At 75.7% G+C, this 26,782-nt stretch carries 15 protein-coding genes; 11 read left to right on the top strand and 4 right to left on the bottom strand.

The window, feature by feature from the left end; all coding sequences use genetic code 11:
- The first annotated feature begins 14 nt into the window (after positions 1 to 14).
- The 9 genes from IE274_RS10995 to IE274_RS10955 all read left to right on the top strand — a co-directional run bounded on the left by IE274_RS10995 (position 15) and on the right by IE274_RS10955 (position 18,341).
- On the top strand, positions 15 to 2,396 hold the full coding sequence (locus tag IE274_RS10995) for a tetratricopeptide repeat protein (RefSeq protein ID WP_190115943.1): 2,382 nt from the start codon (positions 15 to 17) through the stop codon (positions 2,394 to 2,396).
- A 9-nt stretch (positions 2,397 to 2,405) separates the two neighbouring features.
- Positions 2,406 to 8,792 carry a CHAT domain-containing protein gene (locus IE274_RS10990; protein WP_190115477.1) on the top strand — a complete coding sequence of 2,129 codons (6,387 nt, stop codon included), beginning with the start codon at positions 2,406 to 2,408 and terminating at the stop codon, positions 8,790 to 8,792.
- Positions 8,789 to 9,136 carry a hypothetical protein gene (locus IE274_RS10985; RefSeq protein ID WP_190115476.1) on the top strand — a complete coding sequence of 116 codons (348 nt, stop codon included), beginning with the start codon at positions 8,789 to 8,791 and terminating at the stop codon, positions 9,134 to 9,136. The genes IE274_RS10990 and IE274_RS10985 overlap by 4 nt, the downstream gene beginning before the upstream one ends.
- A gap of 86 nt (positions 9,137 to 9,222) precedes the next feature.
- A complete protein-coding gene (locus IE274_RS10980) occupies positions 9,223 to 9,777 on the top strand; it encodes a nucleotide exchange factor GrpE (RefSeq protein WP_190115475.1) in 555 nt (184 codons plus the stop codon).
- Positions 9,774 to 11,915: an Hsp70 family protein gene (locus IE274_RS10975; protein WP_190115474.1), complete on the top strand. Its 2,142-nt coding sequence runs from the start codon at positions 9,774 to 9,776 to the stop codon at positions 11,913 to 11,915. Before IE274_RS10980 ends, IE274_RS10975 begins: the two co-directional genes overlap by 4 nt.
- The gene (locus tag IE274_RS10970; protein WP_190115473.1) at positions 11,912 to 13,864 is read left to right on the top strand and encodes an Hsp70 family protein; all 1,953 of its coding nucleotides are present in this window, start codon (positions 11,912 to 11,914) and stop codon (positions 13,862 to 13,864) included. Before IE274_RS10975 ends, IE274_RS10970 begins: the two co-directional genes overlap by 4 nt.
- A 113-nt stretch (positions 13,865 to 13,977) precedes the next feature.
- Positions 13,978 to 15,666: a chromosomal replication initiator protein DnaA gene (locus IE274_RS10965; RefSeq protein ID WP_190115472.1), complete on the top strand. Its 1,689-nt coding sequence runs from the start codon at positions 13,978 to 13,980 to the stop codon at positions 15,664 to 15,666.
- Positions 15,663 to 16,163: a hypothetical protein gene (locus IE274_RS10960; RefSeq protein ID WP_229909455.1), complete on the top strand. Its 501-nt coding sequence runs from the start codon at positions 15,663 to 15,665 to the stop codon at positions 16,161 to 16,163. Before IE274_RS10965 ends, IE274_RS10960 begins: the two co-directional genes overlap by 4 nt.
- Before the next feature lie 3 nt (positions 16,164 to 16,166).
- A complete protein-coding gene (locus IE274_RS10955) occupies positions 16,167 to 18,341 on the top strand; it encodes a hypothetical protein (RefSeq protein ID WP_190115471.1) in 2,175 nt (724 codons plus the stop codon).
- 66 nt (positions 18,342 to 18,407) lie between these two features.
- On the opposite strand, the gene IE274_RS10950 is transcribed toward IE274_RS10955, so the two are convergent.
- The 4 genes from IE274_RS10950 to IE274_RS10935 form a co-directional block, all read right to left on the bottom strand.
- Positions 18,408 to 19,760 carry a protein kinase domain-containing protein gene (locus tag IE274_RS10950; RefSeq protein WP_190115470.1) on the bottom strand — a complete coding sequence of 451 codons (1,353 nt, stop codon included), beginning with the start codon at positions 19,758 to 19,760 and terminating at the stop codon, positions 18,408 to 18,410.
- On the bottom strand, positions 19,757 to 20,740 hold the full coding sequence (locus tag IE274_RS10945; RefSeq protein WP_190115469.1) for a protein phosphatase 2C domain-containing protein: 984 nt from the start codon (positions 20,738 to 20,740) through the stop codon (positions 19,757 to 19,759). The genes IE274_RS10950 and IE274_RS10945 overlap by 4 nt, the downstream gene beginning before the upstream one ends.
- Positions 20,737 to 21,429 carry a vWA domain-containing protein gene (locus tag IE274_RS10940; protein WP_190115468.1) on the bottom strand — a complete coding sequence of 231 codons (693 nt, stop codon included), beginning with the start codon at positions 21,427 to 21,429 and terminating at the stop codon, positions 20,737 to 20,739. The genes IE274_RS10945 and IE274_RS10940 overlap by 4 nt, the downstream gene beginning before the upstream one ends.
- A 193-nt stretch (positions 21,430 to 21,622) precedes the next feature.
- On the bottom strand, positions 21,623 to 24,553 hold the full coding sequence (locus IE274_RS10935) for a GTPase-associated protein 1-related protein (protein ID WP_190115467.1): 2,931 nt from the start codon (positions 24,551 to 24,553) through the stop codon (positions 21,623 to 21,625).
- A 144-nt stretch (positions 24,554 to 24,697) separates the two neighbouring features.
- Here IE274_RS10935 and IE274_RS10930 point away from each other — a divergent pair, with 144 nt between their 5' ends.
- Positions 24,698 to 25,504, top strand: a complete 807-nt coding sequence (locus IE274_RS10930; RefSeq protein ID WP_190115466.1) for an alpha/beta fold hydrolase — start codon at positions 24,698 to 24,700, stop codon at positions 25,502 to 25,504.
- Positions 25,501 to 26,772 (top strand): cytochrome P450, encoded by a 1,272-nt coding sequence (locus IE274_RS10925; RefSeq protein WP_190115465.1) that lies wholly within the window; start codon positions 25,501 to 25,503, stop codon positions 26,770 to 26,772. The genes IE274_RS10930 and IE274_RS10925 overlap by 4 nt, the downstream gene beginning before the upstream one ends.
- Positions 26,773 to 26,782: the final 10 nt, after the last annotated feature.

Raw genomic sequence — 26,782 nt, 5'->3', positions numbered from 1 at the left:
CTGAACGGGGGCTTGTGAGAGTGGGGGCACGGGCGGAGTCGGACGCCACCGAGGCGGAGGCGTGCGCCACGCGGGTGGAGATCGGGCGCGTACGCCTGGCCGCCGGGGACTTCGACGGCGCCCTCGCCGAGTTCCGCCGCGCCCACGAAGCGGCGCCCGAGGACTCGGCTCCCCTGTTCTGGCTCGGCTGCGCCCACGCCCATCGAGGTGAACTCGACGCCGCCGAGGCCCACTTCACCCGGTGTCTCGCGTGCGCCGCGCCACACCCGCGCGCCCTCGTGCAGCGCGCCTACGTACGCGTGGCGTCGGGGGACCGGGGCGGGGCACGGGACGATCTGCGCGCGGCGGCCAGGGGTGGAGGGCTGGACGACGAGGGGCGGTGGGTGGCGGCGGTTCTGGCGGGGGTGGGGGGTGGCCCGGCGGGGTCGGCGGGGTCGGTGGGGTCGGTGGAGGGGGCGGCGGACACGGTGGCGGGTGGCTCGGGCGCTGGGGGCGGCCCGGCGGCGGTGACTCCGGGCGCGGCGAACGCCACGGGCGGCCCTGCGCACGCGCAGTGCGACGCGGCATCGGACGGCACCGCAGGAGCGGCGGGCTCGGCGGACGTGCCGGGCGGCACCGCACCATCGGGTGCCGCCGCACCATCGGACACTGCCGTACCATCAGGCGCTGCCGCACCATCGGGCGCTCCCGCCACAAGCACGAGCGCAGCCGACGTCCCGGCGCCCGCGAGCGCGGACACAGCCGACACCCCCGCCCCCGGGCACGGCGCCCCCGTCGTCGCCGCGCTGCTCCGCAAGGCCGGGCTGGCCGCGCTCGGCGACGCCGAACCGGACTGGCCGCGAGCCGCCGCGCTGTTCGGCGCGGCGTGGGACATCGAGCCGGACGCCGGGCGTTCCGCCGCGCTGTACGGCGTCGCCCTTGCCGTGGGCGGGCGGCGGGGCCTCGCCGTCGACCTCCTCGGCGCCGCCGCCCGGCGCGACCCCACCGACCACCGCGTCACCCACGCCCTCGCGATCACCCTCCTCAACTCCCCCACCGCAGACTCCCCTGCGCCCCCCGCACCCCCAGCGCCCTCAACGCCCCCAGCGCCCTCAACCTGTGAGCGCACCATCGCCGCCTGGGGCACCCTCCTCTACGACAGCTCCTTCTGGGACCGCATCCGGCTCGCGGCCGGGCAGCGATACGGCGTCGACGTGGGCGCCGACCTCGTCCCCGACCTGCGTACCGCGCTCCGCGACCGCGTGGCCCAGTACCTGCCCGACGAGGGCGACAGCGGCAGCCGCGTACCCCCGGACGTGCTCCTCCAGCGCGAGGCCGACGCCGCCCGGCTCCTCGACGAGGCCGGGGGGTTCCCCGGACCCTGGGGCACCCCGCTGCGCTGCGGCCCGCTGGCGATCGTCGCGCTCGGCAGGGTCGGGGAGTTCGGCGCCTTCGCCGCCGCCGACGGTGATGGTGACGGTGACGGCGGCTCACGTACCCGTACCGGAATCGGCATCGCCGCCGAAGCCGAACCCATCACGGGCACCGGCGCACCCACCCCCCGCCCCACCCTCATCCACCCCTTCTCCGAACTGGGCTTCGCCCAGCTCCATTTGGCCGCCGGGCTTCCCGGCGACGCCCTCGCCGCCCTCGCCGAGCTGCGCTGCCGCGACTGTCGCGCGCGGGCCCGTGCACAGGGTGCGCCCGCCGCGCCCGTGTGTGAGCCGGACTGCTCCCGCTTCGACGCTCTCAACCCCGGATACGCGGGCCTCCCCGACCGCCGTCGACGGCTCGCCCGGGACGCCCGGGAGTTGGCCCTGCACGCCCGCGTCGCCCTCGGCAGGGACCACCTCACCATCGAGCACGCCGACTTCGACACCGCTGCCGCGTGCTGGCGGCGCGCCCTCGTCCACAGCAGGGAACTGAAGCGCTACCGGCATACGCAGGCAGCCGTCGTCGGCCTCGCCCTCTCCGCCGCCAAGGACGCCCACCGCGCCGGGCACCTGACCAGAGCGGTACGCACCCTGGAGACGGCCCGCTCCGTCATCGGCGCCAATGAACGCCCGCGCCTGGACGGCCAGTTGGCGCGCGTGCTTGCCGATCGCGGCATCCGCGAGGCCAACCGCGAGGACGCCGACCTGGAGGCGTCCGCAGCGGACCTGCGGCGCTCCGTGGCGCTCGGCCCGCGACTGCGGCGCGCGCAGCTCAGCCTCGGTATCGTGCTGCGCGGCCTCGCCCTGCACCGGTGGGGCTCGGGCAGCCTGTCCGGTGCGCGCGCCGCCCTGGTGACGGCCGTCGAGCAACTGACCGCCGCGCTCGCCCACTTCCCCGACGACCCGGAGCTCACGGAGGAGCGGAACCGGGCTCAGGGCGAACTCGACTTCGTACGCAACCAGTTCGACGAGAGCGGGAGGTGACCGACGGCCGTGCTCCAGTACGAGGAACTGCGCATCCGGGTCCGCCCGTTCGGCCCCTCGCACTGCCTCGTGGCCGTCAGCGGGCCCGCCTGCGCCCTCGGCGTGATCGCCGTGGACGGCGCACCGGCGGCGTTCCGGGCCCGCTGGGACCGGCTGGTCGCCGCCGATCTCGGCCTCGCACCCATGGGCGAGCGGCACACGGCGGAGCAACTGCGTGAACTCGGGCGGGATGTGTACGAGTTGCTGTTCGGTGGGGGGAGGGAGGGCGCAGTCGGCGGCGGCGTGCAGAGTGTCGCGCCGGGCGGGACCGGCGGGGCCGGGAGCTGTCTGGCCGCCGCCCTCGACCTCGCCCAGCGCCTGCGGCCCCCGCGCGGTCTGCGGCTCCGCTTCGACCTGCCGCCGGCCCTGCGGGAACTACCGCTCGAAGCGCTGTGCGCGCCCGCCGGGCTGCCCCAGCAGTCCCTCGCCCTCGGCCCCGGCTACTCCCTGGCCCGCTCCCTGCCCGGCGGGCCGCTGGGCCGCCGCCTGCCCGACCCGGCGGACGAGCCGAGCCTGATCCGCCTCGTCGTCGTCTGCGCCGCCCCGGCCGGAGCGGGCCACGCGCTGCGCGTGGCCGCCGAAGTGGCCGCGCTGCGCCAGGAGTTGCCCGAGGTGGCCGTCCGTACCACCGTCGTCGAGCGGGCCACCCGCGAGCGCCTGGAGTCGGCGCTCAGTGCCCACGGCGACCTGCCGACGATCGTGCTCCTCATCGCCCACGGAACGTACGACGAAGACCTCGGCAAAGGCGTCGTACGTCTTGAGACGGAGCAGGGCGGCGTGGACCCGGTGCCCGCCGATCTGCTCAGCGGCATCCTCCTCAAGGCGCCCCGGCTGCGGCTCGCGGTCCTCAACCTCTGTTCCGGGGCCGACAGTTCGGGGCCCGACGGGGTGCACAGCGAGCCGTTCTCCGGGCTCGCGCAGGCAATGATCGGCGGGGGCGTGCCCGCCGTCGTCGCCATGCGCGGCCGGGTCAGCGACGTGTCGGCCGGGCGCTTCAGTCCGGAGCTGCTGAAGGGGCTCGCGGCGAACCGGACCGTCGACGAGTCGATGGCCGCCGCGCGCCGCCGCATCTCCCATCTGCCGCAGCACACCGCCGTCGAGTGGGCCACGCCCGCGCTGTTCCTGCACGAGGGGTACCGGCACGGGTGGCTGTTCAAGGCGCGGGAGGTACGTGACGACGACGGCACGGCGGCCGACCCGCTGCGGGACGGCGCGGACGCGCTGCGCGCCTACCAGCGGCCCGTGGGGCACGTCGGCGCGGCCACGTTGATCGACGCGGCGCGGTTCGCGCGCGATCGCGGCGAGTGGGCGCAGGTGCAGCGGATCCTGCGGACGCCGACCCGGCAGTACGAGGACGAGCAGCGGCAGTTGCGGGACGAGGCGGCGTTCGAGCTGGCCTGGCCCGAGCTGGAAGCACTCTGCGGGGTGCTCGCCGCCGGGCGGGACGGGGCAGACGCGGCGCGGCGGCTCGCCGCGGTCCGGGACGCGCTGCCGTGCCCGCTGCCCGCCGCGCTCGTCGACCGCGCGGAGCGGCTGCGGCACGCCGCCGACCTTGCCGACCGGGCCCGCGCCGCGGAGGCCGCGGCCGACTGGCCCACCGCGATCGCCCTCTACGAGCAGATCCTCACCACCACCCCCGACTCCCCCACCCCCCGCACCCGCCTCGCCGCGGCCCGCACCCGACTCCACCTCACCACGACCCTCACGACGGCCGCGCACGCCCACCACCACGCCGACTGGGCCACGGCCGCCCGCGCCTACGCCGAGGCGCTGACGCTGCTGCCGGACCACGCGACGCTCACCGCACGGGCGGCGTATGTGCGGGGGCGGATCGCGGAGGGGGCCATGGATTGGTGGGGGGCGGTGGAGGCGTTTGGGGTGTGTATGGGGGGTGGTTGGGGTGGTGGGGAGGGTGCTGGGGGCCGTGGGGATGGCGTGACGCCCGGTGGGGAGGGGGCGGCTGACCGGTACGGGGGTGCCGCCGGGGAGCGTTTGGCTGGCGGGGAGGGTGTGGCTCCCGGGTACGGGGGCGGCGCCGGGGAGGGCTTGGCTCCTGGGTACGGCGTGGCCGCCGAGGTCGGCCCGCCCTACGGAAGCGCCGTGGCCGCCGCCGAGCTGGGCGCGCCCGCGGGGAACGGGGCAGTCACGGCCGAGGTGGGCGCGCCCGCCGGGAACGGGGCAGTCACGGCCGACGGTGCGGCCGCCGGAGACGGCGCGGCCCCCAGGCCACCGGGGTCGGCGGCAGCCCTCGCACCCGCGCCCCCGACCAACGGCGGCAGCGGCAACAGCTCAGCCCCCTCGGGTACGCCCCCCACCGGCGCCTCCGGCGACCCGGGATCTACAGACATCTCCGACGCCGCCGTCCGGTTCGCCTACGCGCGCGGGCGGGCGGCGGCCGACGCGGGTGACTGGGCGACGGCGACCGCCGCGTTCGGCGCGTGCCGGGAGGCGGTGGCCGGTGGCGGGACGGCGGGGGCCGACCTGAGCGGCGCGGGTCGGCCGGGCCCGCCCGAGGCGGGGGGCGACCTGGCGCACACGGGTCACACGGACACCGCCCAAGTACGGGCGGACGAGGCGCCCACACCCCGGACGAACACCACCCCGGCAAGCACCCAGCACCCGCACACCGACCAGACAGCCGCACTCCCGGCCAGCGCCGACCAGACGGACGCCGCGTGCACGGACGCGGCAACCACTGCGGCCGCCCACACCCACGGCCACCCATCCCCCACAGCCCCGCCGCACGCCGACCCCGCACCCGCACCCGCACCCGCACCCGCACCCGCACCCGCACCCGCACCCGCACCCGCCAACCACACCCCGCCCGACGCCCCGCCCGCGCCCCACCTCCCCATCGGCAACCAAGCCGCCCCCGGCCCGAACACCCCCCGCCCCCGCGACCCCCGCCTCGACCGTCTGGTCACCGTCGAGCCCCGCACCGCCCGCCTCGACGGCCCGCGAGGCAGCGCGCCCCGCCTCGCCCCAGACCCCCACGACCCGTACCGCGACGTCACCCTCCGCTGGGCCTACGCCCAAGGGCGCCGCTGCCAGGAACTGCGGGACTGGGGCGACGCCGTGGCCCACCTCGCCGCCCTCCCGGCCCAGTTCGACGACGTACAGACCCAACTCCGGTACTCCCGAGGTATGTTCGCCGACTTCCGCGGCGATTGGGAGGACGTCATCGACGGGTTCGGCGGGCTCTCGGACGAGTACGCCGACGGCGAGGTGAAGGTGCGCCGCCTCTACGCCAGGGCCCGCGCCGCCGCCGACGGGCGCGGGGACTGGGCCGCCGCCTCCGGGCTCCTGGCCGACCTCCCCGACACGGCCCGCGACGGCACCGTCGGCCCGCTGCGCCGCAAGGTGGAGGGCCGCCGCGCGGAGGCCAGGGGCGACTGGGCGGCGGCCTGCGCCATCTACGCCCGCGCCTTCACCGGCGGCACCCCCGGCGGCTCGTCCGACGGCACCCCGCCGCCGCCCCACACCCTCCTGCGGCCGCGCGCCCCCGAGCCCGGCGGCACCCCCGCCCCGGGGAGCGCCCCCACCACCGACACCACCCCCGCACCGGGCGCCGCACCCCCCACCGCCCTCACCCCCCGCCTCACCGCCACCACCCGCGAATCCCTCCACCTCCACCTCTACGCCCTCGCCCGCACCCACGAACTCTCCGCCCGCTGGGCCGACGCCCTGCACGCGCTCCTCGTGCTGCCCGACGGGTGGGCCGATGTCGCCCTCCGGCGGCGGTACGCACGCGCCCGGGTCGCCGAGGAGGCCGTCGAGGAGGCCGGGCGGGCGGCAGCGTGGCGGGACGTCGCCGCCGCGTACGACCTGCTCGGCGAGGAGAGCGGCGCGGGCGGGGAGAAGGGCGGTGCGGGTGGGAGGAAAGGTGCCGGTGGGGAGGGGGATCACGCCGCGCGAGCGGACTACGCGCGGCTCCGTGCCGCCGAAGCCGACGGCGACTGGCCCGCCGTCCTGGCCGCGGCCCAGGCCCTGGGGTCCTACCGCGACGCCCCCGCCATCGCCGCGTACGCCAGGGGCAGGCTCGCGGACGCGCACCAGGAGTGGCGCCGGGCCGCCGAGGCGTTCGAGGAGTGCCGCGGGCGCGGAGACGCGGACGCACACCTCGCGTACGCGCGCGGGCGCTCGCTCGAAGCGGACGGGCGGTGGAGCGAGGCCGTCGAGGAGTACGGGCGCGCGGCGGACCGGCTCGACCGGGCCGATGTGCGGCGCCGCAGGCTGCGGCGCCTCGTCGACCTGTTGCCGTGGGCGGACGGCGCCACCCGGGGCCCGCTGGCCGCGGACCCCTTCGCGCTGCACGACGAGACGTACCCGTACCGGGCGCTGCGCGCGGTGGGCGTGCACCCCGGTGTGTCGATGGACGCGGTGAGCGACGCCTCGTACACGCTCCTGGAGCGCGGCGGCATGACGTGGTCGGAACGGGTCGCGTGGGACCGGCTGCGGCTGCCGGGCAGGCGGTTGCAGGTGGACGCGCTGCTGTACCGGTGGCAGCGGCCGGACGGCCTGCGGGCCGCGCTTGCCACGCTCTCGCCGGACGACGAGCACGCCGGGCCCGGCTTCGTGGACGTGCTGTGCGAGCGGTTCCCGGGCGACGCCCCGCTGTTGCTGCTGCTCGCGCGGGGGCGCGACGCGGCCACGGGCGAGTGGGAGCGGCGGCTCGCGGCGGCGCCGGGCGACATGGCGGCCGTGCACGGTCTGGCCGTGGCGCGGCTGTGGCAGGCGCAGGATCTGGAGCAGAGCGGGGCGTGGGAACACGCCGTGCGGACGTGGGAGTTGGCGCTCGCCTACTGGGCCACACTGCTGAGTGACGACGCGTACTGGGACGGGTGGCGGGCGGAGCGGGCCGCTTGTTACGAGCGGGATCTGACGCATGAGGACATGACGCGACTGCGGTGGGAGCTGAGCCGTCATCTGTTCGGTCTGCTGTCGTCCTACGAGCAGCGTCACACCGAGCAGGACCGGCCACAACAGGCCGCATGGTACGAGGAGTTGGCCGAGTTCCTGGAGGCGGAGCTGGCTGGGGCGCGGATCCTGAAGGACGTCGGGGGGCTGACCGGGGTGCCGGGGGCACGTGCCGCCCTCGCCTGCGGGCCGCGATACGTACGGCTGCTCGATCTGCAACTGCCCCTGGCCGAGCTGGCGGCGGACCTGGACGCGGCCGCGAAGGACGGCAAGGACCCGGGCGAGTACGCGGTGCGGGAACTGCGGTGGGCGTTCTCGGACCTCGCGCGGGCCCTCGTGCTGTGCGCGGTGCGCAAGTTCGAGCCCGCCCTGCGCGCGCTGCCCGCGTTCCCGACGCTGACGACGCTCCCCGACGACTGCGCGGGGCCCGCCGCCGCGCCCGACCCGCGCCGGCACATCGAGGGGTGTGCGTACTGCCAGGAGTTCCTGCGCCGCGATCCGGCTTACGTCCATCTGCCGCACCGGCACGCGCGGTTGCTGCAGGACGGGGTCGAACTCGCCGTCCGGGTGCGCCTGGAGCTGTCGCGGACGGCGCTCGCCGACGGCGAGTGCGGGCTCGGCCGGGCCCTGGAGCAGTGGGAGCGCCTGGTGCGCGTGGCACGCCGCGCCGGGATGACGGCACGGGCGAAGAAGGCGCTGGTGCGCACCGTCCTGGGGCGGGTGGAAGCGCTCCTCGACGAGGACCGGGTGCGGCGCGGCGACGTCCTGGACGAGGCGATCGCGCTGGTCGAGGCGGTGCCGCCGGTCCTGCACCCGCTGGAGCGCGAGGTCCGCGACCAGCTCGACGGGCGCCTGTCGTCGCTGTACTCGATGCGGGGCGTGTGGCGCGGCTACACCCGCACCAAGCACGGCATGCGCTCCGACGTGTACGGCGCGGAGTCCGACCTGCGCCGCGCCCTCGCCCTGAACCCGGCGTCCAACCACGCGCGCGACAACCTGGCCCGCGCCCTCGTCTTCACCCTCGACGCCCGCACCGACGAACTCCCGGCCCGGCTGCGCCTGTTGCACGAGGCGCTCGGGCTGCTCGACGTGGGCCTGGGCCAGGCCCTCACCCACAACTACCGCGAGACCCTGGGCGAGTCCCTGGAGGAGCTGGACCGGCTGCTCGCCACGGACCTGGGAGTCGTGGGCGTGGGTGAGCTGATGCGCAGCGACGGCGCGGAACCGCCGCCCGACGAGAACGACCTGGCGTCCTGGGCGGCCACCCTGACCGACCGGGCGGAGGCCGAACTCGCCGGTGGTGACGTCCGCAAGGCCCTGCACCACCTGATCCGCGCCACCCGCGCCGACGTCATGGACGGCAGGGTCCGGCGGGCGCTGCTCGACGCGGTGGGCCGCTGGCTCACGGCCCTCACCACCGAAGGAGGCGACCCCCCGTGATCAAGGACCCGGAGAGCGCGCCGAGCCCCTACGACGCGCTGGCCGAGGCCGGTGTGACCCCGTGGACCTCGCACGCGGACCTGCGGGACGTGCCGTTCGAGCTGCTCGCCCGACGACTGATGACACCGCACACGCAGGCGGCCTGGGACGCGCTGCGCACCGTACCGGGGCGGCTGCTCGTCGATCTCTTCCTGTACGACGTGGACCTCGCCGCCGAACTCCCGGGCGCCGTCGCGGAGATCGACCGGACGCTGGCCGAGCCGGGCGGCCCCGGCCCCGGGGCACCCCTGTCCGAGGAGACCGCCGCCCGCCTCCTCACCGACCTCGTCCGCTTCGACATCTGACCACCCCGAAGACAGCCCCGAGACAGCCCGAATAGCCCAGAGACAGCCCGAACACCTCGAAGACAGCCCCGAAAGGAGGCGTACTCATGAACCCGATGGACCCGCCGGGCCCCCCGCGCCCGGATCCCGACGGCCCCGACGACCCGTACGGGCCCGCCGCCCTCGCCGCGTACGAGGGCTCCAGGGCGCTGGCCGCCCGCGACGCCGCGCACCGCGCGCACACCGAGCGGCTGCTCCTGGTGTGCGCCGACACGCTGGACGCCTGCGGGCGGCTGCTGGCCGACGGTCCCGGCGGCGCGGACCCGGCCGCGTACCACCGGAGTCTCGAACTCGTCGTGCGGCAGCTGGAGTCGGCCGTCACCGGCGAGGGCCTGGAGCTGTTCGGGCGCGTCGGGGAGCGCGCGGACCCCGCCACGCACCACGTCGTGGAAGTGCGCGCCGTCTCGTCGGGGGCGGGGGACGACGAGGTCCTTGAGGTCGTGCGGCACGGGTATCGATACCGGGGTCAGGTGCTGCGCGCCGCCCGGGTCGTGGTCGCGGCGGCGGACAGCGGCTGCAGCAGCGGCAACGACAGCAACGACGACAGCGACCGCGAGAGCGGCACAGGCAGGGCCACGCGGGAAGGGACCACGCACGGATGAAGGCCATCGGGATCGACCTCGGCACGACGAACAGCGCCGTCGCCGCCCACGATCCGCACCGCGGTGACATCGCGGTCCTCACCAACAGCAAGGGCGACCGCCTCACGCCGTCCGTCGTCGGTCTGGTGCGGCGCGACGGCAAGGAGCAGACGATCGTCGGCGAGGACGCCCTGAACTGGGCGGTGCGCCAGCCCACGGACACCATCGTGTCGGTGAAGCGCCTGATGGGCCGGGACTTCGCGGACACCTCGGTGGTGGAGGCCCGCGACCGGCTCAGCTACGAGATCGTGGCCGGGCCCGACGACGACCCGCGGGCCCACGTCACGCTGGGCGGCCGCACCCGCACGCCCGCGGAGATCTCCAGCGTCATCCTCGACAAGGTGGTGCGGGACGCGGCGCGCACCCTCGGCGAGCAGGTCACGCACGCGGTGATCACGGTGCCCGCGTACTTCCGGGACGCGCAGCGGGCGGCGACGCGGGAGGCCGCCGAGCGCGCGGGCCTGGTGGTGAAGAAGATCATCGACGAGCCGACGGCGGCGGCGGTCGCCTTCGGCCTGCACAAGCCGGACGGCGCCCGCAGCCGCGTCCTGGTGTACGACCTGGGCGGCGGCACCTTCGACATCTCCGTCCTGAACACGGTCAAGGACCGCGAGGGGCACAGCCAGTTCCAGGTGCTGCGCTCCGCCGGGGACATCTGGCTGGGCGGCGACGACTTCGACCTGGTGATCGTGGAGCGGATCATCGCCTGGATGCGCGAGGAGCGGGGGGTCGACCCGGCGGGCGACAAGGAGTTCCTGTTCCAGGCGAAGAAGGCGGCGGAGGCGGCCAAGCGGGAGCTGAACGAGCTGCCGGAGACGTACATCGTGATCCCGGCCGCGTACCGCGGTCCCGAGGGGATCGTCGACGTCGAGATGGCGCTCACCCGCACCGAGTTCCAGGCGATGATCGCACCGCTGGTGGCCCGCACCATGGACCTGGTCAAGGAGAGCCTGTCGGGCTTCGAGCTGACGCCCGCCGACATCTCCGACGTGCTGCTCGTCGGCGGCGGCACGCTGACCCGCCCCGTGTACGAGGCGGTGGAGGCGTACTTCGGCGCCGACAAGGTGCGCCGCAACATCAACCCGATGGAGTGCGTGGCCTACGGCGCCGGGGTGCTCGCGCAGACCCTCGACGGCGTGGAGTGCCCGGCCCCGAAGTGCGCCCGGACCAACGAGTACACCGCGGAGACGTGCGTGGACTGCGGGCAGAGCCTGGTCAACGGGCGCCCGGTGGGCTCCACGGGCCTGTTCGAGTCGACGCCCATGGCCATGGGGATCGCCGCCGTCAAGGGCGCGCAGCGCGACGTGTTCGTCGAGATCATCCCGGCCGGTTCGCCCTACCCGCTGCCGGAGCCCCGCCAGCGCACGTTCCACGCGACGGACAGCCGGCTGATCCGGGTGCCGGTGTACGAGGGCGACAGCCATGTGGCGAGCGAGAACCACGAACAGGGCGTGGTGGAGTTCGAGCTGCCGCAGGAGATCGAGATCAACTGCCATGTCGACGTGTCCTTCAACTACTCGGCGGACCGCATCATCACCGTGCGGATCGCCGTGCGCGGCACCGACATGGTCCTGGAGGCGACACCGAGGCGCGAGAAGCCCCGCACCCCGCCGCCCGAGACCGAGCAGGAGGTGGACAGCGCGGTGCTGCGCGAGGAGCTGGGGCTCGCCGTGCGCGAGGCGCAGCGTTTCCTGAAGCAGTACGGGACGTACATCGAGCAGACGCAGGAGATGAAGGCGCGCCGCGACATCGCGCAGGCGCAGCGGGCCGTGGAGATGGGCGACAGCCGCGAGTACAAGCGCCTCACCGAGCTGCTCCTCGACGACATGTACCACCAGTGCGGGCTCGCCAGTCAGTTCCGGCAGGCCGAACTGGCTTCGGACGGCGCGCCGTTGGAGACGGTGAACGCCATCAGTGACGCCGTCGAGCAGGTCAAGGCCGCCCACCGGCAGGGCAACCGCGTCCAGACCGCCGAGCAGGCCAAGAACCTGCGCAGCATGATCGCCGTCGCCTACTCGGAGCGCGCGGTGCCGACCCTGCCGAGCAAGAAGGACTACGGAGGCATCCTCCAGGTCCCCGACGACACGGTCGGCGGATGACGGCAGCCAGGGCCGGGGCGGACCGCGTCAGCCTCGGCGTGGACTTCGGCGCCACCGGGGTGCGGGCGCTGTTCGCCGGGCCCGGCGAGCAGGTGCGCCGCCTCGACCTGCCCGCGGACGGGCCGCCGTGGCTGCTCTGCGCCCCGGCCGGTGCGGGCGTGCTGCCGGTGACGTTCCCGAGCCTCAAGTCCCTGCTCGGCAGCGGGAGTCCGCTGCCGGGGCGGGGCGACGGAGCCGACGTGGACACGGTCGTGGTGCGACTGCTGCGGGCGCTGCGCGAACGCGTCGAGGAGCAGGCGGACGCGTTCGTCGCGCAGACCGTCATCAGCGTGCCCGCGTCCTTCCAGTCGGCGCAGCGCCAGGCGCTGCGGGACGCGGCGAGCGAGGCCGGGCTCACGCCCGTGCGGCTGATCAGCGACTCGATGGCGGCGGTCATGGGGCACACCACGGACCGGGACAACGGCACGTTCCTCGTGTACGGCATGGGATACGACGGCTTCGAACTCGGCCTGGTGCGGGGCGTGCGCGGGCACTGCCGCGCGCTCGGCTACGACGGCGCGGGCACCTCCGGGGGCCGCGCCTTCGACGAGGCCACCCTGGAGTCCGCGGTGCGGCTGCTGCGGGCGCACCGCGGGCCCGCGTCGGTGACGGGCGGCCCGGCCGAGGTGTGGCTCGGCCTGCGCGAGCGGGCGCAGGCGGCACGGGAGGCGCTGAGCGGCCCGCCCGCCGACGACGGGTCCGCGGCCACGGACTTCGCGGCCCTCACCCTCGACCTGGGGACCGGGCCCGCCCTGCGCATGGGCATCACCCGGCCGAACCTGGACGCGTTCCTGGAGCCGCACGTCCAGCGCACCGTGCGGCGCGCGCACGCTCTGCTCGACGAGTCCGCGGTGCCCCGCGCGGACGTGGACACGCTGCTCCTGGTCGGCGGCGGCACCCGGATGGAGCAGGTGCGTGCGGGGGTGGCGGGCCTCGGTCGGCGCACCGCCCACGGGCCGCCGGAGCTGCTGGCCCTCGGCGCCCTCAAGCACGCGGTGCGGCTCGGGGGCGGCGGCGCGCCCTCGTCCCGCTCGACGGCCCTGGAGGAAGGCCTCCTGGAACCGGCCGACCCCGCCCGCGACACCCTCGCCGACGCCCCCGCCCTCACGGCGAGCCTGGTCCCGCCCGACTTCCCGCCCGGCTCACCCACCGGTGACGGCCCGGCCGCGCCGCGCCAGGACGTCGCCCACGCCCGGGACCTCGCCCGGCAGGGGCGCAGGCGGGAGGCGGTGGCGCTGCTGCGGGACATCGTGGCGGAGGCGCGGGAGGTGCTGGCGGGGCTGGAGGCGGGGCTCACGACGGGAGGGGCCGCGGACCCGGCCGCGGACACGGGCTTCGGCACGGGTGCCGGGGCGCCGTTCGGCGGGGCCGGGGAGGGAGGCGTCCTGGCGCCGGACAGCGAGCCCGAGGACCCCGGCCGTGCGGAGAAGCCGGACGACGAGGCCGTCGCCGTACGGCAGCGGCTCGGCCGCGACAGCGTGCGTCAACTCGCCCGTGCCCGGCTGCTGTTGGAGCAGGGCCGGTACGAGCGCGCGGTGCAGGCCTCCCATCTGGCCTGGCAGCAGGCCACCGCGCACACGGACCGCGCGGACGTCCTCGACGCGATGATCGACGTGCACTGCGCGGCCGCGATGGCCGACATGTCGCCGGACCACTTCGCGGACGCCGAGCGGTGGCTGCGCTGCGCCTACGGCCACGATCCGACGAACGAGCGGGTGCGGGGGCTGCTCGCGCGCCGCACCTTCCGGCACGCGGAGGAACTGCACCGGATCGGCGCGCGGGATGAGGCGATTGAGGCCCTTGGCAAGTGCCTCATGTGGGACCGTGAACACCCCGGAGCCGAGGCGCTGTCGCGCCTGCTCGGCCGCGACGGCAGGAACCGGCGCGGCCGGGGGGACGTCCTCGACTGACGAGACCTCCCGGGCGAGGCGCCTCGGCGGTCACGCAACCGGCCCGGGACCCTCCGAGCCGTGCCGAGACACTCCGAGCCACTCCGAGCCACTCCGAGACAGGGAGTACGCGTTTGACGCCCGCGGAACTGCTGGACAAGCAGGATCTCATCAAGCAGCTTCAGGACCTCGCGGGCAGGCGGACGCTCAGCCCGCGCGCCGCCGAACTCCGTGCGCTGGCCGATGACTTGACGCACAGCAACCGTCTCGACAAGTGGGCCGAGCTGGACCTCGTGGGCGCCTATGTGCGCCCCGAGACCGTCACCACGGCCGGTTCCCGGCCGTCCGCGCGCCGCGACGGCGTCCTGGAGGCCGCGCTCGGCGTCCTCGTCTTCATCCCGCTGCTGATCACCTGGTTCGGCCTGCGGGACGCCGTGCGGGCGTACGGGGAACTCGCCGAGGAGAACCGCAAGGAGGCGACGCGGCCCTTCCTCCAGCTCTGGCAGTCCGGCTTCGACGGGCACCTGTCGCCGCTCGGGCGCTTCGAGAACGTGGCGCTGACCGCGGTGGTCCTCATCGCCCTGCTCGTCCTGCTCTCCGTGGTGCACGCGCGCGTGCGCTGGCGCGCGGACAAGGAGGAGGCGGACCAGGAGGCGGAGCGGGAGCGGCTGCTCGCCCGGCTCGCGTCCGTGCTCACCCGGCTCCAGATGCTGCTCGCCCAGCACCGCAGCGCCTCCCCCACCCAGTTCGCCGCCGAACTGACCAAAGCCGCACGGCAGATGAACTCCCTCGCCGCCAAGGCCGAGATGAACCACAAGGAGCTGACCGCCGCGGCCGGGGCGGTGGCGACCGCGACGACCTCCATGCAGGACGCCGCGACCAAGCTCACCAAGGAGGTGCCGAAGCTGGGCGCGGCGGCGAACCGCATGGAGACCACGCTGCGCGACGTCCAGGCGGCGACGGTCCAGGCGGGCGCCGCCCACGCCGCCGCGGCCGACGTCATCGCCGAACGGGTGAAGGCCGCGGGCACCACGGTCGAGACCTCGCTGCAGGCCCTCCTCACCGCCCAGCGGGAGCTCGTCACCAAGACGGAGTCGGTGGCCCGCGCCACCCAACAGGCCTCCCAGGCCCTGGTCACCAGCACCGGCCGCACCAGCGACGCCGTGGACGGCATCCGCGAGGCGACGGAACGCTGGGACGCGGCGGCGGCCCACTGGCAGGACGCGGCGGCCCGGGTGGAGTCGGGCGTGCGGTCCGCGGCGGGGTCCCCGCCGGGGGCGCCCGCGCGCAATGGGGCGACGCGTCCGGCGGCGGATCCGCACGGGACGGCGGCACCGGATCCGTACGGAGTGCCGGGCGCGGGCGGGTACGGGGCACCGGACACGGAGCCGTACGGTACGTCGCTGCCCTCGTACGACGCGTCGACCGGCCACTACGGCACGCCCGCGCCCACGCCGAGGCCCGGCGGCACGAACGGGGCGCCGGTGCCCGGCCCGCGGGCGGCGGCACCGCACCGGGAGGCCGACGGCGGCCGCACCCCGGAACACACGCCGACACGAGCACCCGCACCCGCACCCGCACCCGCACCCGCACCGAGCCCACCCCCGGCCCCCCACCAGCCCACCACCCCGCAAGACGCCCCCCGCGACACCCCGCACCACTCCACCCCGCAGGACACCCCGCCCGCTCCGACCGCACCCGGCGCCGGGTCGGACAACGGCTCTGACACCGCTTCCTCGGACGTCGCCTCCCCCCGCACCCGCGCCCTGCGCCCACCCACCCGTCGCCCCTCCCCTCCCCCGCCCTCCGGAGGTGACGCGTGAGCCCGTCCCGACGGCGCGGGCGGGGCACGGGCAGTCGGGTCGCGGGCGTGGTCCTCGCGGGCTGGCTGTTCGCGGACCTGCTGCTCGTCCTCGCCCTGGTGTCGATGGCCGACCGGCCCGACCCGCTCGCGGCGCGCCCGAAGCCGTCGAAGAGCGCGGACGGGAACGGCGCGAAGCCGAAGCCGAAGCCCACGGGGCCGCGTTCGGTGGAGCGCAGGCCCGAGGAGTTCACGGTCAAGGGCACGGACAAGGACTCCCTCGTGGCGCAGATCGGCCGGTCCACCAAGAAGTGGCAGGGCCGTACGGCCGCGCTCGTGCTGACCTTCGGCGGCGACCGGAACGGCACGGCGTACGCCCACCGCGTCAACTCACTGCTGGGCAAGAGCCGTCCGGAGATGTTCACCCGCAAGACGGCGACGGACGACTTCCACGACCTGAGCAACAGCCCGTCGACCGCGGTGGTCCGCGTGTACTTCTTCACGGCGCCGGGAGGCTGACCGGTGGCGACGACCTGGCGGCCCGGCGTCCGGGGCACCGACGGCGCACCACCACCGCTGCCCGTGCTGCCGCAGTTCCCCGGCATGCGCGGGTACACCCAACTGCGCACCGCCCTCACGGGCCTGGGGTTCCGGCACGCCGCCGAGCTGTTGCGTGAGCCGGGGCGGCAGCGGGCGGCGGGCGGTGTCTTCGGCACGCTGCCGAAGGCGGAGACGGACGACGGCTTCCGGGTCCTGGACGGCCTGTGGTTCCCCGGTCGCGGTGGGCTGTGGCAGCGCGTGGACGTGCCGTTCGTGCGGCGGGCGCGGGAGGCGTGGCAGGTGTCGGCCGATCCGCGCGCGCTGACGGCGGCGGCGGTCACGGACATCCTGGAGACGCTCGCGCGCGACCACCCGATGGGGCTGCGCCGGGTGGTCCTGTGGGAGCTGTGCTGTCTGCTGAAGGACGGCGCCGCGGCGGGCACCGCGATCACCGCCGACGACGTCGCCGCGCTCGGCGTGCACCGCAGCGAGGCCCGCCTGCTGGCCGCCGCCGTCGACGCCGCGTTCCCCGCCGACGGCCAACAGCGGCGCGCGGCCGAGGAGTTCAACGACATCTGGCCGAGCCTCCGGCTGCGCCGGGCCGAGCACGTCGCGGACCTGCTGCCGGCCGCGCCGGACGACCACGTCCTTGCCGCCCTCATCGGCGGCCTGCGGGCCCGCTCCGCGAAGGTGCGCTTTCGCGCGTACGCGGCCCGCCGGTCGCTCGCATGCGGCGACCCGCGGGCGGCGGCGGCCGCCTGGCTGGCCGCGCTGCGGCAGGCCACGGACGCGCCGGAGCTGCGGGCGGGGCTGCTGCGGGCGGCCACCGCGCTGGCCGACGCGCCGTCCGCCCCGGAGCGGGACGCGGTCAGGGCGGGGACGGACGGCCGCCGCGTCGGCCTGACCTGGCGGGCGCCGCACGTGCCCGGCACGCGCCCCGCAGCCCCCGTGACGTACACCGTCCTGCGCTTCGACGACGACGCCCCGGAGGCCGCCACCGAGATCGCGGTGATCGACGTGGTCGGCCCGGAGGCGCGGCTGTTGACGGCCCATGACCCGGACGCCCCGCTGGGCCGTGCCCTGCGCTACGCCGTGCTGCCGGTGCGGGGCGGCCGCGTCGCCGGGGTGCCGCACGTGACCGCGCCCGTGCTCATCGCCCCGGACGTCGCGGGGTTGACGACCGTGCCGGTGCCGGGCGGCCTCCGGCTGCGCTGGCGGCCGCACCCGGCGGCCACCGAGGTCCGGGTGCTGCGCCACGGCATGCCGGATGTCGGCGCGGCCCACGGGCCGATGGTCGTGCCCTGCTCGGCCGACCGGGCGCTGGACACCGCGCTGGACGTGGGGACGTACACATACGAGGTGAGCTGCGGCTATCCGGGCCCGGGCGGCGGTGTCGCCTGGTCGTCGGGGGTCCGGGTGACGGCTCGCGCCGAACGGTGGCCGACGCCCGTCGAGAAGCTGACCGCCGAGCGCGTCGAGGACGCCGACGACGCCGGAGACCGCGTGCTGCTCGCCTGGCACCCGCCGGAGCGCGGCCGGAGCATGCTGCTGCCGTGGCCGGGAGGTCCGGTCGCACCGGGCTCGGACGTCTCGGAGCGCTTCGCCAGGACCACGGGCGTCCTCGCGCCGGGCGGGGACGCGCCGGACCTGCGGCCGGAGGCACCGCGCCCGCACGGGCGGGCCGCACCGGCCCAGTACCTCGAAGTGCGCGTGCCACCGGCCAGGCGGCTGCGCATGACCGCGGTGAGCGTGCTCGGCGAGCGCGCGGTCGCCGGGCCCAGTGTCGTCCTCGAAAGTCCGCAGCAGGTACAGGATCTGATGGTGCGTCGGCTAAGTGCCGGGCGCGCCGAGGCGTGGTTCACCTGGCCGGAGCCCGCCGTGCTCGTGCTGGTCTCCTGGCACGACGGCGCGCGCGGCGACGCCCGCCACGTCGCGCGCAGCGCCTACAAAAGGGCGCTCGGCCGCGTCGAGTTGGACGTACCGGACCTCGCCTGCACCATCACGGTCACCCCGGTCACCCGCCCGGACGCCGTCGCCGTCCCCGCGCCGCCCGCGCACGCCGACCTGCCCGCACTCCCCGCGCCGCCCCCGCCGGAGCCACCGCCGTGGCGGAACTGGTGGCGCCGCTGGCTGCGCCCCCGCGCGCACCGCGCCTGAGGCCCCCGCGCGGCGCCCCCGCTCCCGACGGCGCCGCGCCCGGCGGGTCCCACCCGGCCCCGGCTCCTACTCCTTGACCTCCGCCTCCACCCCGCCCCCGAACTCGAGGAGCAGCCCCGACTGCAGCGCGATGGTGCGGCCCGGCTCCACCTCCCGTACCGAACCGTCGTCCTTGCGGACCGTCCAGACGTTCTGGGTGCGGTTGGTGAGGCCGTAGCGGCCGCGCTGCTTGGGGTGTTCGGTGACCTCGCCGACGACGGCGCGGAAATCGTGCCGGTCGGGGTCGCCGTCCAGGTGGTGGGCGTAGACGCGGGCGCTCGGGTCGAGGCGGATGCCGCGGCGGGTGCGCAGGGTGGTGCCGGTGGCGGTGACCAGTTCCAGGCGCGGCGGGAGCTGGAGGGGACGGCCGCACTTCCAGCAGTCCGGGGGCGCGCCGTCGGGCTGCGTCAGGTTCTGCTTGCCGCACAGGCGGCACTGGGTGATGGCGTCGAGGACCTGGCTGAGCGCGTCCCGCCACTGCGTCTCGCGGACCCGCCTGGCGGGCACCTTCAGGCCGTCGGTGAACGTCTGCACGAACAGGTCCCGCAGGATCTGCGGCAGCGCCGCCCAGGTGGCGATGACGGTCGGCTGCTCCCCGGCGAGCGGGCGGTTGCGGGTGTCCCCGGGGTCGTACACGAACACCAGCTCGGTGCCGTACAGCTTGCGCTTGGCGGCCTCTCCCATGCAGTGGATGCGCATGGCCTGGGCCCCGTTGAACGGGTGGTCGTTCATCAGGAGCAGGAAGAGCAGCACGGCCAGCGAGTGCAGGTCGGTCTGGGTGCCGGGCTGCGCGCCCCGGTCGCCGCGCACCAGCTCCGGCGCCATGAAGTCCATGGTCCCGGCGACCCCGGCGGTGCCGCCCTCGACGACCGCGTTGTCGTTGTCGCAGACCAGGACGTCGCCGGTGCGCGGGTCGAAGAAGATGTTGCCCCAGTTGATGTCGCGGTAGGCGATGCCTTTGGAGTGCAGCGCGCGGTACGCCTCTACGGTGTGCAGGGCGACCGTCACCAGCGTGCGCATCGTGGCGTCCCGCACGGACGGGTCGCGCCGGAACAGCGCGGGCAGGTCCTGGAAGCGCGCGGGGCGCACGTCCATCAGATAGCCGAAGCCGGGCTCCTTGCCGTCGGGGTCCATGACGATGGACCGCGGCCACAGGAAGCGGTCGTCGTCCCAGCCCTTCTCGATGAGCCCTTCCAGGATGTGCCGCTGGCGGGCGTCGGCGAGCTGCGGGTAGTACCACTTCACGGCGCGGTCGCCGCGGACCGTGGACACCCGGTACACCTCGCCCTGGCCGCCGGACCCGAAGAGCTCCCCGACCGTGACCTGTTCCCCGGCCTCGGTCACCAGCTTCTTGCCGGTGGCGAGCATGCCGTTGCTCATGCGGTCCCCGTTCCTTCCCTCATGCCGTCCCCGTTCCTTTCCTCATGTCCCCATGCCGTTGTAGCTCCTTCGGGAGCCGTCGCGGACGCGGCGGGCTCCTGGCTCGCGGGCGCGGCCGCGAAGGCCGCCACGAGCGTCGTGTCGTCCCCCGAGTACTTCGCCGCCCGCGCCAGCCAGTCCTCCAGCTGCTCCTGTACGGCGGCGACGCCCTGCCCGGCGGCGCGCTCGCGCACACCGGTGGCGAAGTCGAGGAAACCCTGGTGGTCGGCGAAGCTCTTGGAGAGCCCGTCGGTGGACAGGAGCACGGCGGGCGGCGGGCCGCCGGTGATGGGCTGCCAGTAGGTGCGGGTCTTGCGCCAGGGTTCCGGCTCGCACAGCGAGTCGGTCTCGTCGCCCATGTCGGGCCCGGTGGACAGGGGGGTGTGCGGGACGCCGCCGTCGTCGACGAGCACGATATCCCCGTCGCCCAACTGCCAGCACAGCAGCATCTGCCGGGTGAGCACGGCGCCGAGCAGGGTGCTGCCGTACGCGGCCAGGTCCCAGGTGCCCTTGGGAGCGTCCTGGTCGCGGCGGGCGCGGGCCGCGGCGGGCCGGCCGGGCCCGGCGCCGTGCGCGGGCGAGCTGGCGTCGTGCACGAGGACCCGCTGCTGCCAGCGGTGCCCGACGGCTTGCGGGAGCAGCCGGGCCTCGGCGCGCAGCCCCGGCCAGCCCGCCGCGTCCGCGCCGACCCGCACCGCCTCGTGGGCGAGGACCTCCGCGCACGCCGTGAACGCCTCGACGGCCCAGCGCGCGCCCTGGTCGCTGCGGAAGTGCGCGGCGGAGCCGTGACCGTCGGCGACGGCGAGGACGACGGCGCGGCCGCCCGCGGTGGCCTTGGCGGCGCACCAGTCCTGGCTGTACTTCTTGGCGACGCCCTTGACGGCGCCGCGCAGCAGCTCCCAGTCCGCTGCCCCGTCGTGTGGCTCGCGGACCGCGGTCACCAGATCTCTTCTTCGTCGCCGCCCTTGGTCAGCGGCGGGCCCACCGGTGCCGCGGGTTTGGCGTCCTCGACCTTGGGGGTGGAGGCGTCCTTCACGACGGCGGTGGACATCCAGCGGATGGCGGCGGCGAGCTGGCGCGGGTTCTTGGCCTGCAGCGGCTCCAGTTCCGGGTTGGCCAGGAACTCCTTCAGCATGCTCTTGTCCGCGTCGTCCCCGATGGCGACGGCGACGCGCACGGCCCGTTTGCCCCAGGGGGTGCTGTCGATGGCGCGCAGGCCCGCCCGCCAGTCGTCGGTGGGCTGCCCGTCGGAGGCGAGCGCGAGCACCGGGGGCAGGGCGCGCTGCGGCATCGGCGGGGTCTCCAGGGCCCCGGCGGCGAGCTTGAAGGCGGCACCCATGTCGGTGCCGCCGTAGGTGTGCACGTCCTCCCAGGAGAAGCTCTCCACCGGCGTCGGCTCGCCGACGTGCCAGCTCGCGCCGCTGGCGAAGGAGATGGCCCGCACGAGCAGCGAGGCCGCGGGGTTGGCGTCGGCGGCCTGCTGCATCTCCGGGATGGCCTCGCGGATGGCGAAGTTGAGCTGGCCGATCTTGCCGTTCACGCTCATGGATCCCGAGCAGTCGAGCATCCAGATGAAGTGCACGGGGCGGCTCGCCATGGCGCCGCCGGGGAAGTTGTCTGCCGTTTCCATGGGCACGATGCTGGTGTTGTTCGTTCGGCTCACGCTGGTCCTCTCCAGGTGGATCGGGGTGGATCAGGTCGGTGCTGACGGTTCCGTCGGTGCTGACGGTCTCGTCCGTGCTGACAGTTCCTCGGTACGAGGTGACGTACGGGGAACGAGGCGCGGTTGCGGGACGTGGCGGGCGGACGGGGCGTGGCGGCGGCTACCCGTCGCGGAAGCCGTGGCGCCAGGCGTTCCACTCCTGCAGCCGGGCCTCGCCCTGGCGATGGACGATGGCGGTGGCCACGTCGCCGAGGCGCCGCTCGTCGAGGCGGGCCACGACGGGCGCGAGGATCTCGTGGAGGAGTTCCTGGGCGACCTGCCGCCAGTCGTGGCTGACGCCGGGACGCCGCTGGGGCCGCCACAGGTAGTAGTACGCGCCGATCTCCTCGGGTTGTGGCGGGAGGTTCCGTTCCAGCTCGTCGCGGCGGCGTTCGTCGAGCATCAACTGCCGGTAGGGGTGGAGGACTTCGGGGCCTTCGGAGATCAGGTACTCGAACACGGGTGAGCGGGCGAGCTGGTGGGCGTCGGCGCGGACGAGGGCGAGCGCGACGAGGGCGCCCACGCCCCGGCGGACGGCGACGTCCAGGGGCGCCGCGTCGTCTTGCAGCGCCTGCAGCCGGTGGACGCTCTGCGGCAGGGAGAGTCGTTGGTCGGCCAGGTCCTGGGCGAGGACGAGGAGTTGGGCGGTGGCGCGCTGGTGCCGCCGCAGGTCGCGGTCGTGGAGCAGGTCGCGGGCGAAGGCGACGGTCTCCTGGTCGATCCGGTCGGGCGCGGTGACGACGCCGGTGATGTGGGTGCCGAGGCGCGCCTGGACGAGCAGCGGCACGGTGCAGGTGCGGGCGACCCAGGGCAGTTCGTCGGGTGCGGGGCCGCCGGTGCGCCAGACGAGCCGCCACACCTGCCGCAGCGTCGCCGGGTCGCTCACGCGGCGCCCCGGCAGGATCTCGGTGAGCTTGCCGAACAGGTCGATGCCACGCAGCCCGTTGCCGGGGCCGCTCCAGCGGGCGGCGGCCTCGGCGAGGCGCAGCGACAGCGGCGAGTTCTCGTCCAGGTTGCGGCGCAGCCAGTCGCCCTGCGGCGAGGCGGCGAGTTCCCGCAGCAGGTCGAGCCGTCCGGTGCCGCCGTCGGCGCCGAGCAGCTTCAGGACGCGCCGGGTCAGCGGGGCGTAGTCCACGGCGTCGAGGACGTGGACGGCCTGTTCGCGGTCGGCGCCGTCGGTGGCGCGCAGGGCGCGGGCGAGCCGGTTCATGGCCGATTCGATGCCGCGCCCGCCGTCGGCGCGGACCGCGAGCGCGAGCCGCAGCGGCTCCACCCAGGCCGCCGGGGGCTTGCGCAGGGCCCGCCACAGCGCCTCGTCGGCGTCCCCGCCGTACGCGGCCCGCAGCGCCCGCTCGTTGTCGCGGCCCAGCGGCAACTCGGCGCAGACGGCGCCCAGTTCACCCGGCAGCTCCCCCGGTCGGGCGGCCCCGAGGCGGCGGCGGGCCAGCGCGAGCGCGAGGGGCGCGGCGGCGGCCGGGGCGTGGGTGTGGAGCTCCTGGCAGAGGGTGGTGAGGCGGGTGAGGTCGGCGGGTGGGGGGACGTCGGTGTGCGGGGGCGGGGGGATGTCGGCAGGTGCTTCTGGTGCGGCCGCTTCGGAGGCACCCTCCTCGGGGGCGCTCGCCTCGGAGGCACCCGCCTCGGAGGCACCCGCGTCACCGCCACTGCCGCCGTCGCCGGCTGCCGATGGATCACCACCGCCCGCCGACAGGCCGACGCCACCTGGCGAAGGGCCTCCCACACCCGCCGAGGGCCCCCCGCCGCTCACGCCCACCGCCGCCACCAGCGCGGCCACCGCGTCCCGCAGTGCGTCGCCCGTCAGCGCGGCGACATCGCGGCCGGACAGCAGGCCCCCGCCGAGCAGGGCGGGCACGAGGCGCGTCGGTGAGAAGTGGTCGGCGTCGGGGTCGGCGATGGGGTCGGAGTCGGCCGTGGGGTGGCCGCCGGACTCAGACGTGTGGACGGCGCCGGACTTGACCATGCGAGCGGCGGCGGACTCGGCCGTGGGGTCGATGCCGGACGCGGCCATGGGGTCGGCGGCGCCGTCGACCCCGTCGCGAGCTGCGACGACTCCGCCCGCGTCCCCCGCGGCCCGGGGCAACGGCACCCCCGCGACCCAGAGCCGAGCCGTCCACGTGGCCCACAGGTCGGTGGCGGCCGGGCTCCCCGGCCCGTCGATGCCGTCGTGGACCCGGTACAGGTGATCGAGCGTGGTGACGTCGAAGCGGTCGAAGTCGGCGTCGGGGCCGATGCCGATGATGTGCTGCGGGGCCCGGGCGGGGTCGGCGGCCCGGGTGGTGAACGTCAGCGACGGAACGTAGGCGGGCGGCAGCGAGGCGCAGGCCAGCGCGATCCAGCGGGCGACGGTGTCCGGGCTCTCCTCGGCCACGACGAGCTGGCGCCCGGCCGGGTCGTCGAAGAGGCGGCGCACGTCGGCGAGGAAGGGGGCCACGCGGGGCTCGTGCGCGCGGGCGAACGCGGTGAGCCGGGCGCGGCTGAACGGGCCGTCGGCGCCCGGGAGTTCAGCACCGCCCACGCCCGCGTCGGCTTCGAGCGCCGCCCCGGCCGCGAGCAGCGTGACCGGCCACTCCTCGGCGAACCGCGCCGCGTCGGCCCCGGTGAGGTGGATGGCCCGCACGCCGCGTCCGGCAGCGGCGGTCCGGCACAGCAGGCTGGCGCCGTCGGGCAGCCTGCTGAAGCTGAACGGCGCCGCGCGCCCGGACGCGCCCGCGTCCGGCCCGCACCCCGCGCCGATCGCCAGCACCACCCACTCGGCGACCTCCGCGTCAGCCGCGGAGACCGCTGCCGAGGCCGCTGTCGAGGCCGCTGTCGAGGCCGAGGTCGAGGCCGAGGTCGAGGTCGAAGGGAAACCCGGCCCGGCCGCCCCCTCGGCTGCCGGGGCGGACGCCTGCGCGGGCACGGAGACCGGTGCGCCGACCGGGTCAGGTGGGTCGGATGGGACAGGTGACGCGGGCGGGACAGGGACGGGAACCAGCCGGACTGCTCCGGTGACCGGCTCCTCGTCGAGCCGGTAGTTGAGGTGGCGGATGGCCATGCCACATTGTGACCATCCGCGAGCACCGCCCGCAGGAAGTCGGCCAACTTCCCGTATCCACCGGGAGTTTCACCCCGCCACACCCGGCCCACGGACCACGTCGCACTCTTGCGCGACCCGCCGGTCCCGGCCATCGTGACCGTCGTGACCGCCTTCATCCTTCCCCATCAGCTCGTCGGCGACGGACCGCACAAGGTCATCGCCGTGCACGGCTGGTTCGCGGACCGCTCGGCGTACGCGCCGCTGCTCGCCGACCTCGACACCGGCGCCTTCCAGTACGCCCTGGTGGACCTGCGCGGGTACGGCGAGGCCAAGGACGCCGTCGGCTCGTACACCACCGCCGAAGGCGCCGCCGACCTCATCGACCTGGCCGACCGGCTCGGGTGGGAACGGTTCTCGCTGGTGGGACACTCGATGGGCGGGAGCGTGGCGCAGCGCGTGGTGGCGCTCACGCCGCACCGGGTGCGGCGGCTCGTGGGCATCTCGCCGGTGCCCGCGTCGGGCCTGCCGCTGCCGCCCGAGCAGGCGGAGCTGTTCGCGTCGGCCGCGCACCGGCCGGAGCACCGGCGCGTCATCATCGACATGACGACGGGCGGGGTGCGTCCGGGCGCCTGGCTCGACCGCATGGTCGCCCGGTCCCTGGCGTGCAGCGACACGAAGGCGTTCCGGGCCTGGCTCGACTCCTGGACGGGCGACGACTTCCACGCGCGCCTCGCCGACTGCCAGGTGCCCGCGCTCGCCGTCACCGGCGCCCTCGACCCGGCCCTGTCGGCGGGCCTGATGCGGCAGACCTGGCTGGCCTCCTTCGCGCGCGGCGAGCTCGTGGACCTGCCGGGCGCCGGGCACTACGCGATGGACGAGGCTCCGCTGGACCTGATCCGCGCGCTGGAGGACTTCCTGCGGGCCGACGACGGCGCGGCGGAGACCGCGCCCGCGGCCCCCGGCGCATGACCCCACCGCCCGGGCCCGCCGCCGCGCTCCCCGACGTCTTCGACCCGCGCCAGTACGCCGACGGCGTGCCGTACGACCGCTACCGCACCCTGCGCGACCACCACCCCGTCGCCCGGCAGGAGGAGCCGGCCGTGCTCGGCTGGCCCGCGGGGCCGGGGTTCTGGGCGGTGACGCGGCACGCGGACGTCACGGCCGTCCTCCGGGACCCGGCCACGTACTCCTCGTGCCTCGGCGCCACCCAGATCCGCGACCCGGACCCGGAAGATCTGCCGTTCATCCGCCGCATGATGCTCAATCAGGATCCCCCAGGACACGGGCGGTTGCGCACTTCGGTGAGCCGCGCCTTCACTCCGCGCCGGGTCGCCCGCTTCGAGGAGCGGGCCCGGGAGCGGGCCCGGACGCTCCTCGGGTGGGCCGTGGCCGGGGCCCGCGCCGGGGACGGCACCTGCGACCTCGTCCCCGCGGTCACCGACGACTACGCGCTCCTGAACCTCGCGGACCTGCTCGGCGTGCCGGACAGCGACCGGGAGCTGCTGCTGCACTGGACGCAGCGGGTCATCGGCTACCAGGACCCGGACGAAGCGGGCGAGCCGACGCTCGGCCCCGACGGGCGGCCGGTGAATCCGCGGTCACCGGCGATGCTGGCGGACATGTTCGCGTACGCCACCGAACTCGCCGCGCACAAGCGGCGCCACCCCGGCGACGACCTCCTCACGGCGCTCGCCACCACACCCGAACTGGCCGCGGGCGAGCTGGAGATGTTCTTCTTCCTGCTCACCGTCGCGGGCAATGACACGGTGCGCGGCGCGGCGCCCGGCGGGGTCCTGGCCCTGGTCGAGCACCCGGACGAGCTGCGCGCGCTGCGGACGGGGGCGGCGCCGGTGCCCGGCGCGGTGGAGGAGCTGCTGCGCTGGCATCCGCCGGTGCTGACCTTCCGGCGGACGGCGGCCCGGGACACCGAGCTTGCCGGGGTGCGGATCCGGCGCGGCGACAAGGTCGTCGTCTTCCACGCGGCGGCCAACCGGGACGAGCGGGTGTTCGCCGAGCCCGACCGGCTCGACCTGCGGCGGACGCCGAACCCGCACGTGTCGTTCGGCGGCGGCCCGCACGTCTGCCTGGGCGCGCACTTCGCGCGGCTGCAACTGGCCGTCTTCTACGAGGAGTTCCTGGCTGCGGTGCCCCAGCCGCGCCCGGCCGGGGTGCCGCGGCGGCTGGTGTCGCACTTCATCAACAGCCTGAAGTCACTGCCTCTGCGGGTGGCGGACTGACTCGGCGGGC

The organism is Streptomyces flavofungini, assembly GCF_014650815.1.
GTDB classification, from domain to species: Bacteria; Actinomycetota; Actinomycetes; order Streptomycetales; family Streptomycetaceae; genus Streptomyces; species Streptomyces flavofungini.
The sequence above is the reverse complement of the archived record's forward strand: the minus strand, read 5'-3'. Positions and strand labels throughout refer to the sequence as shown.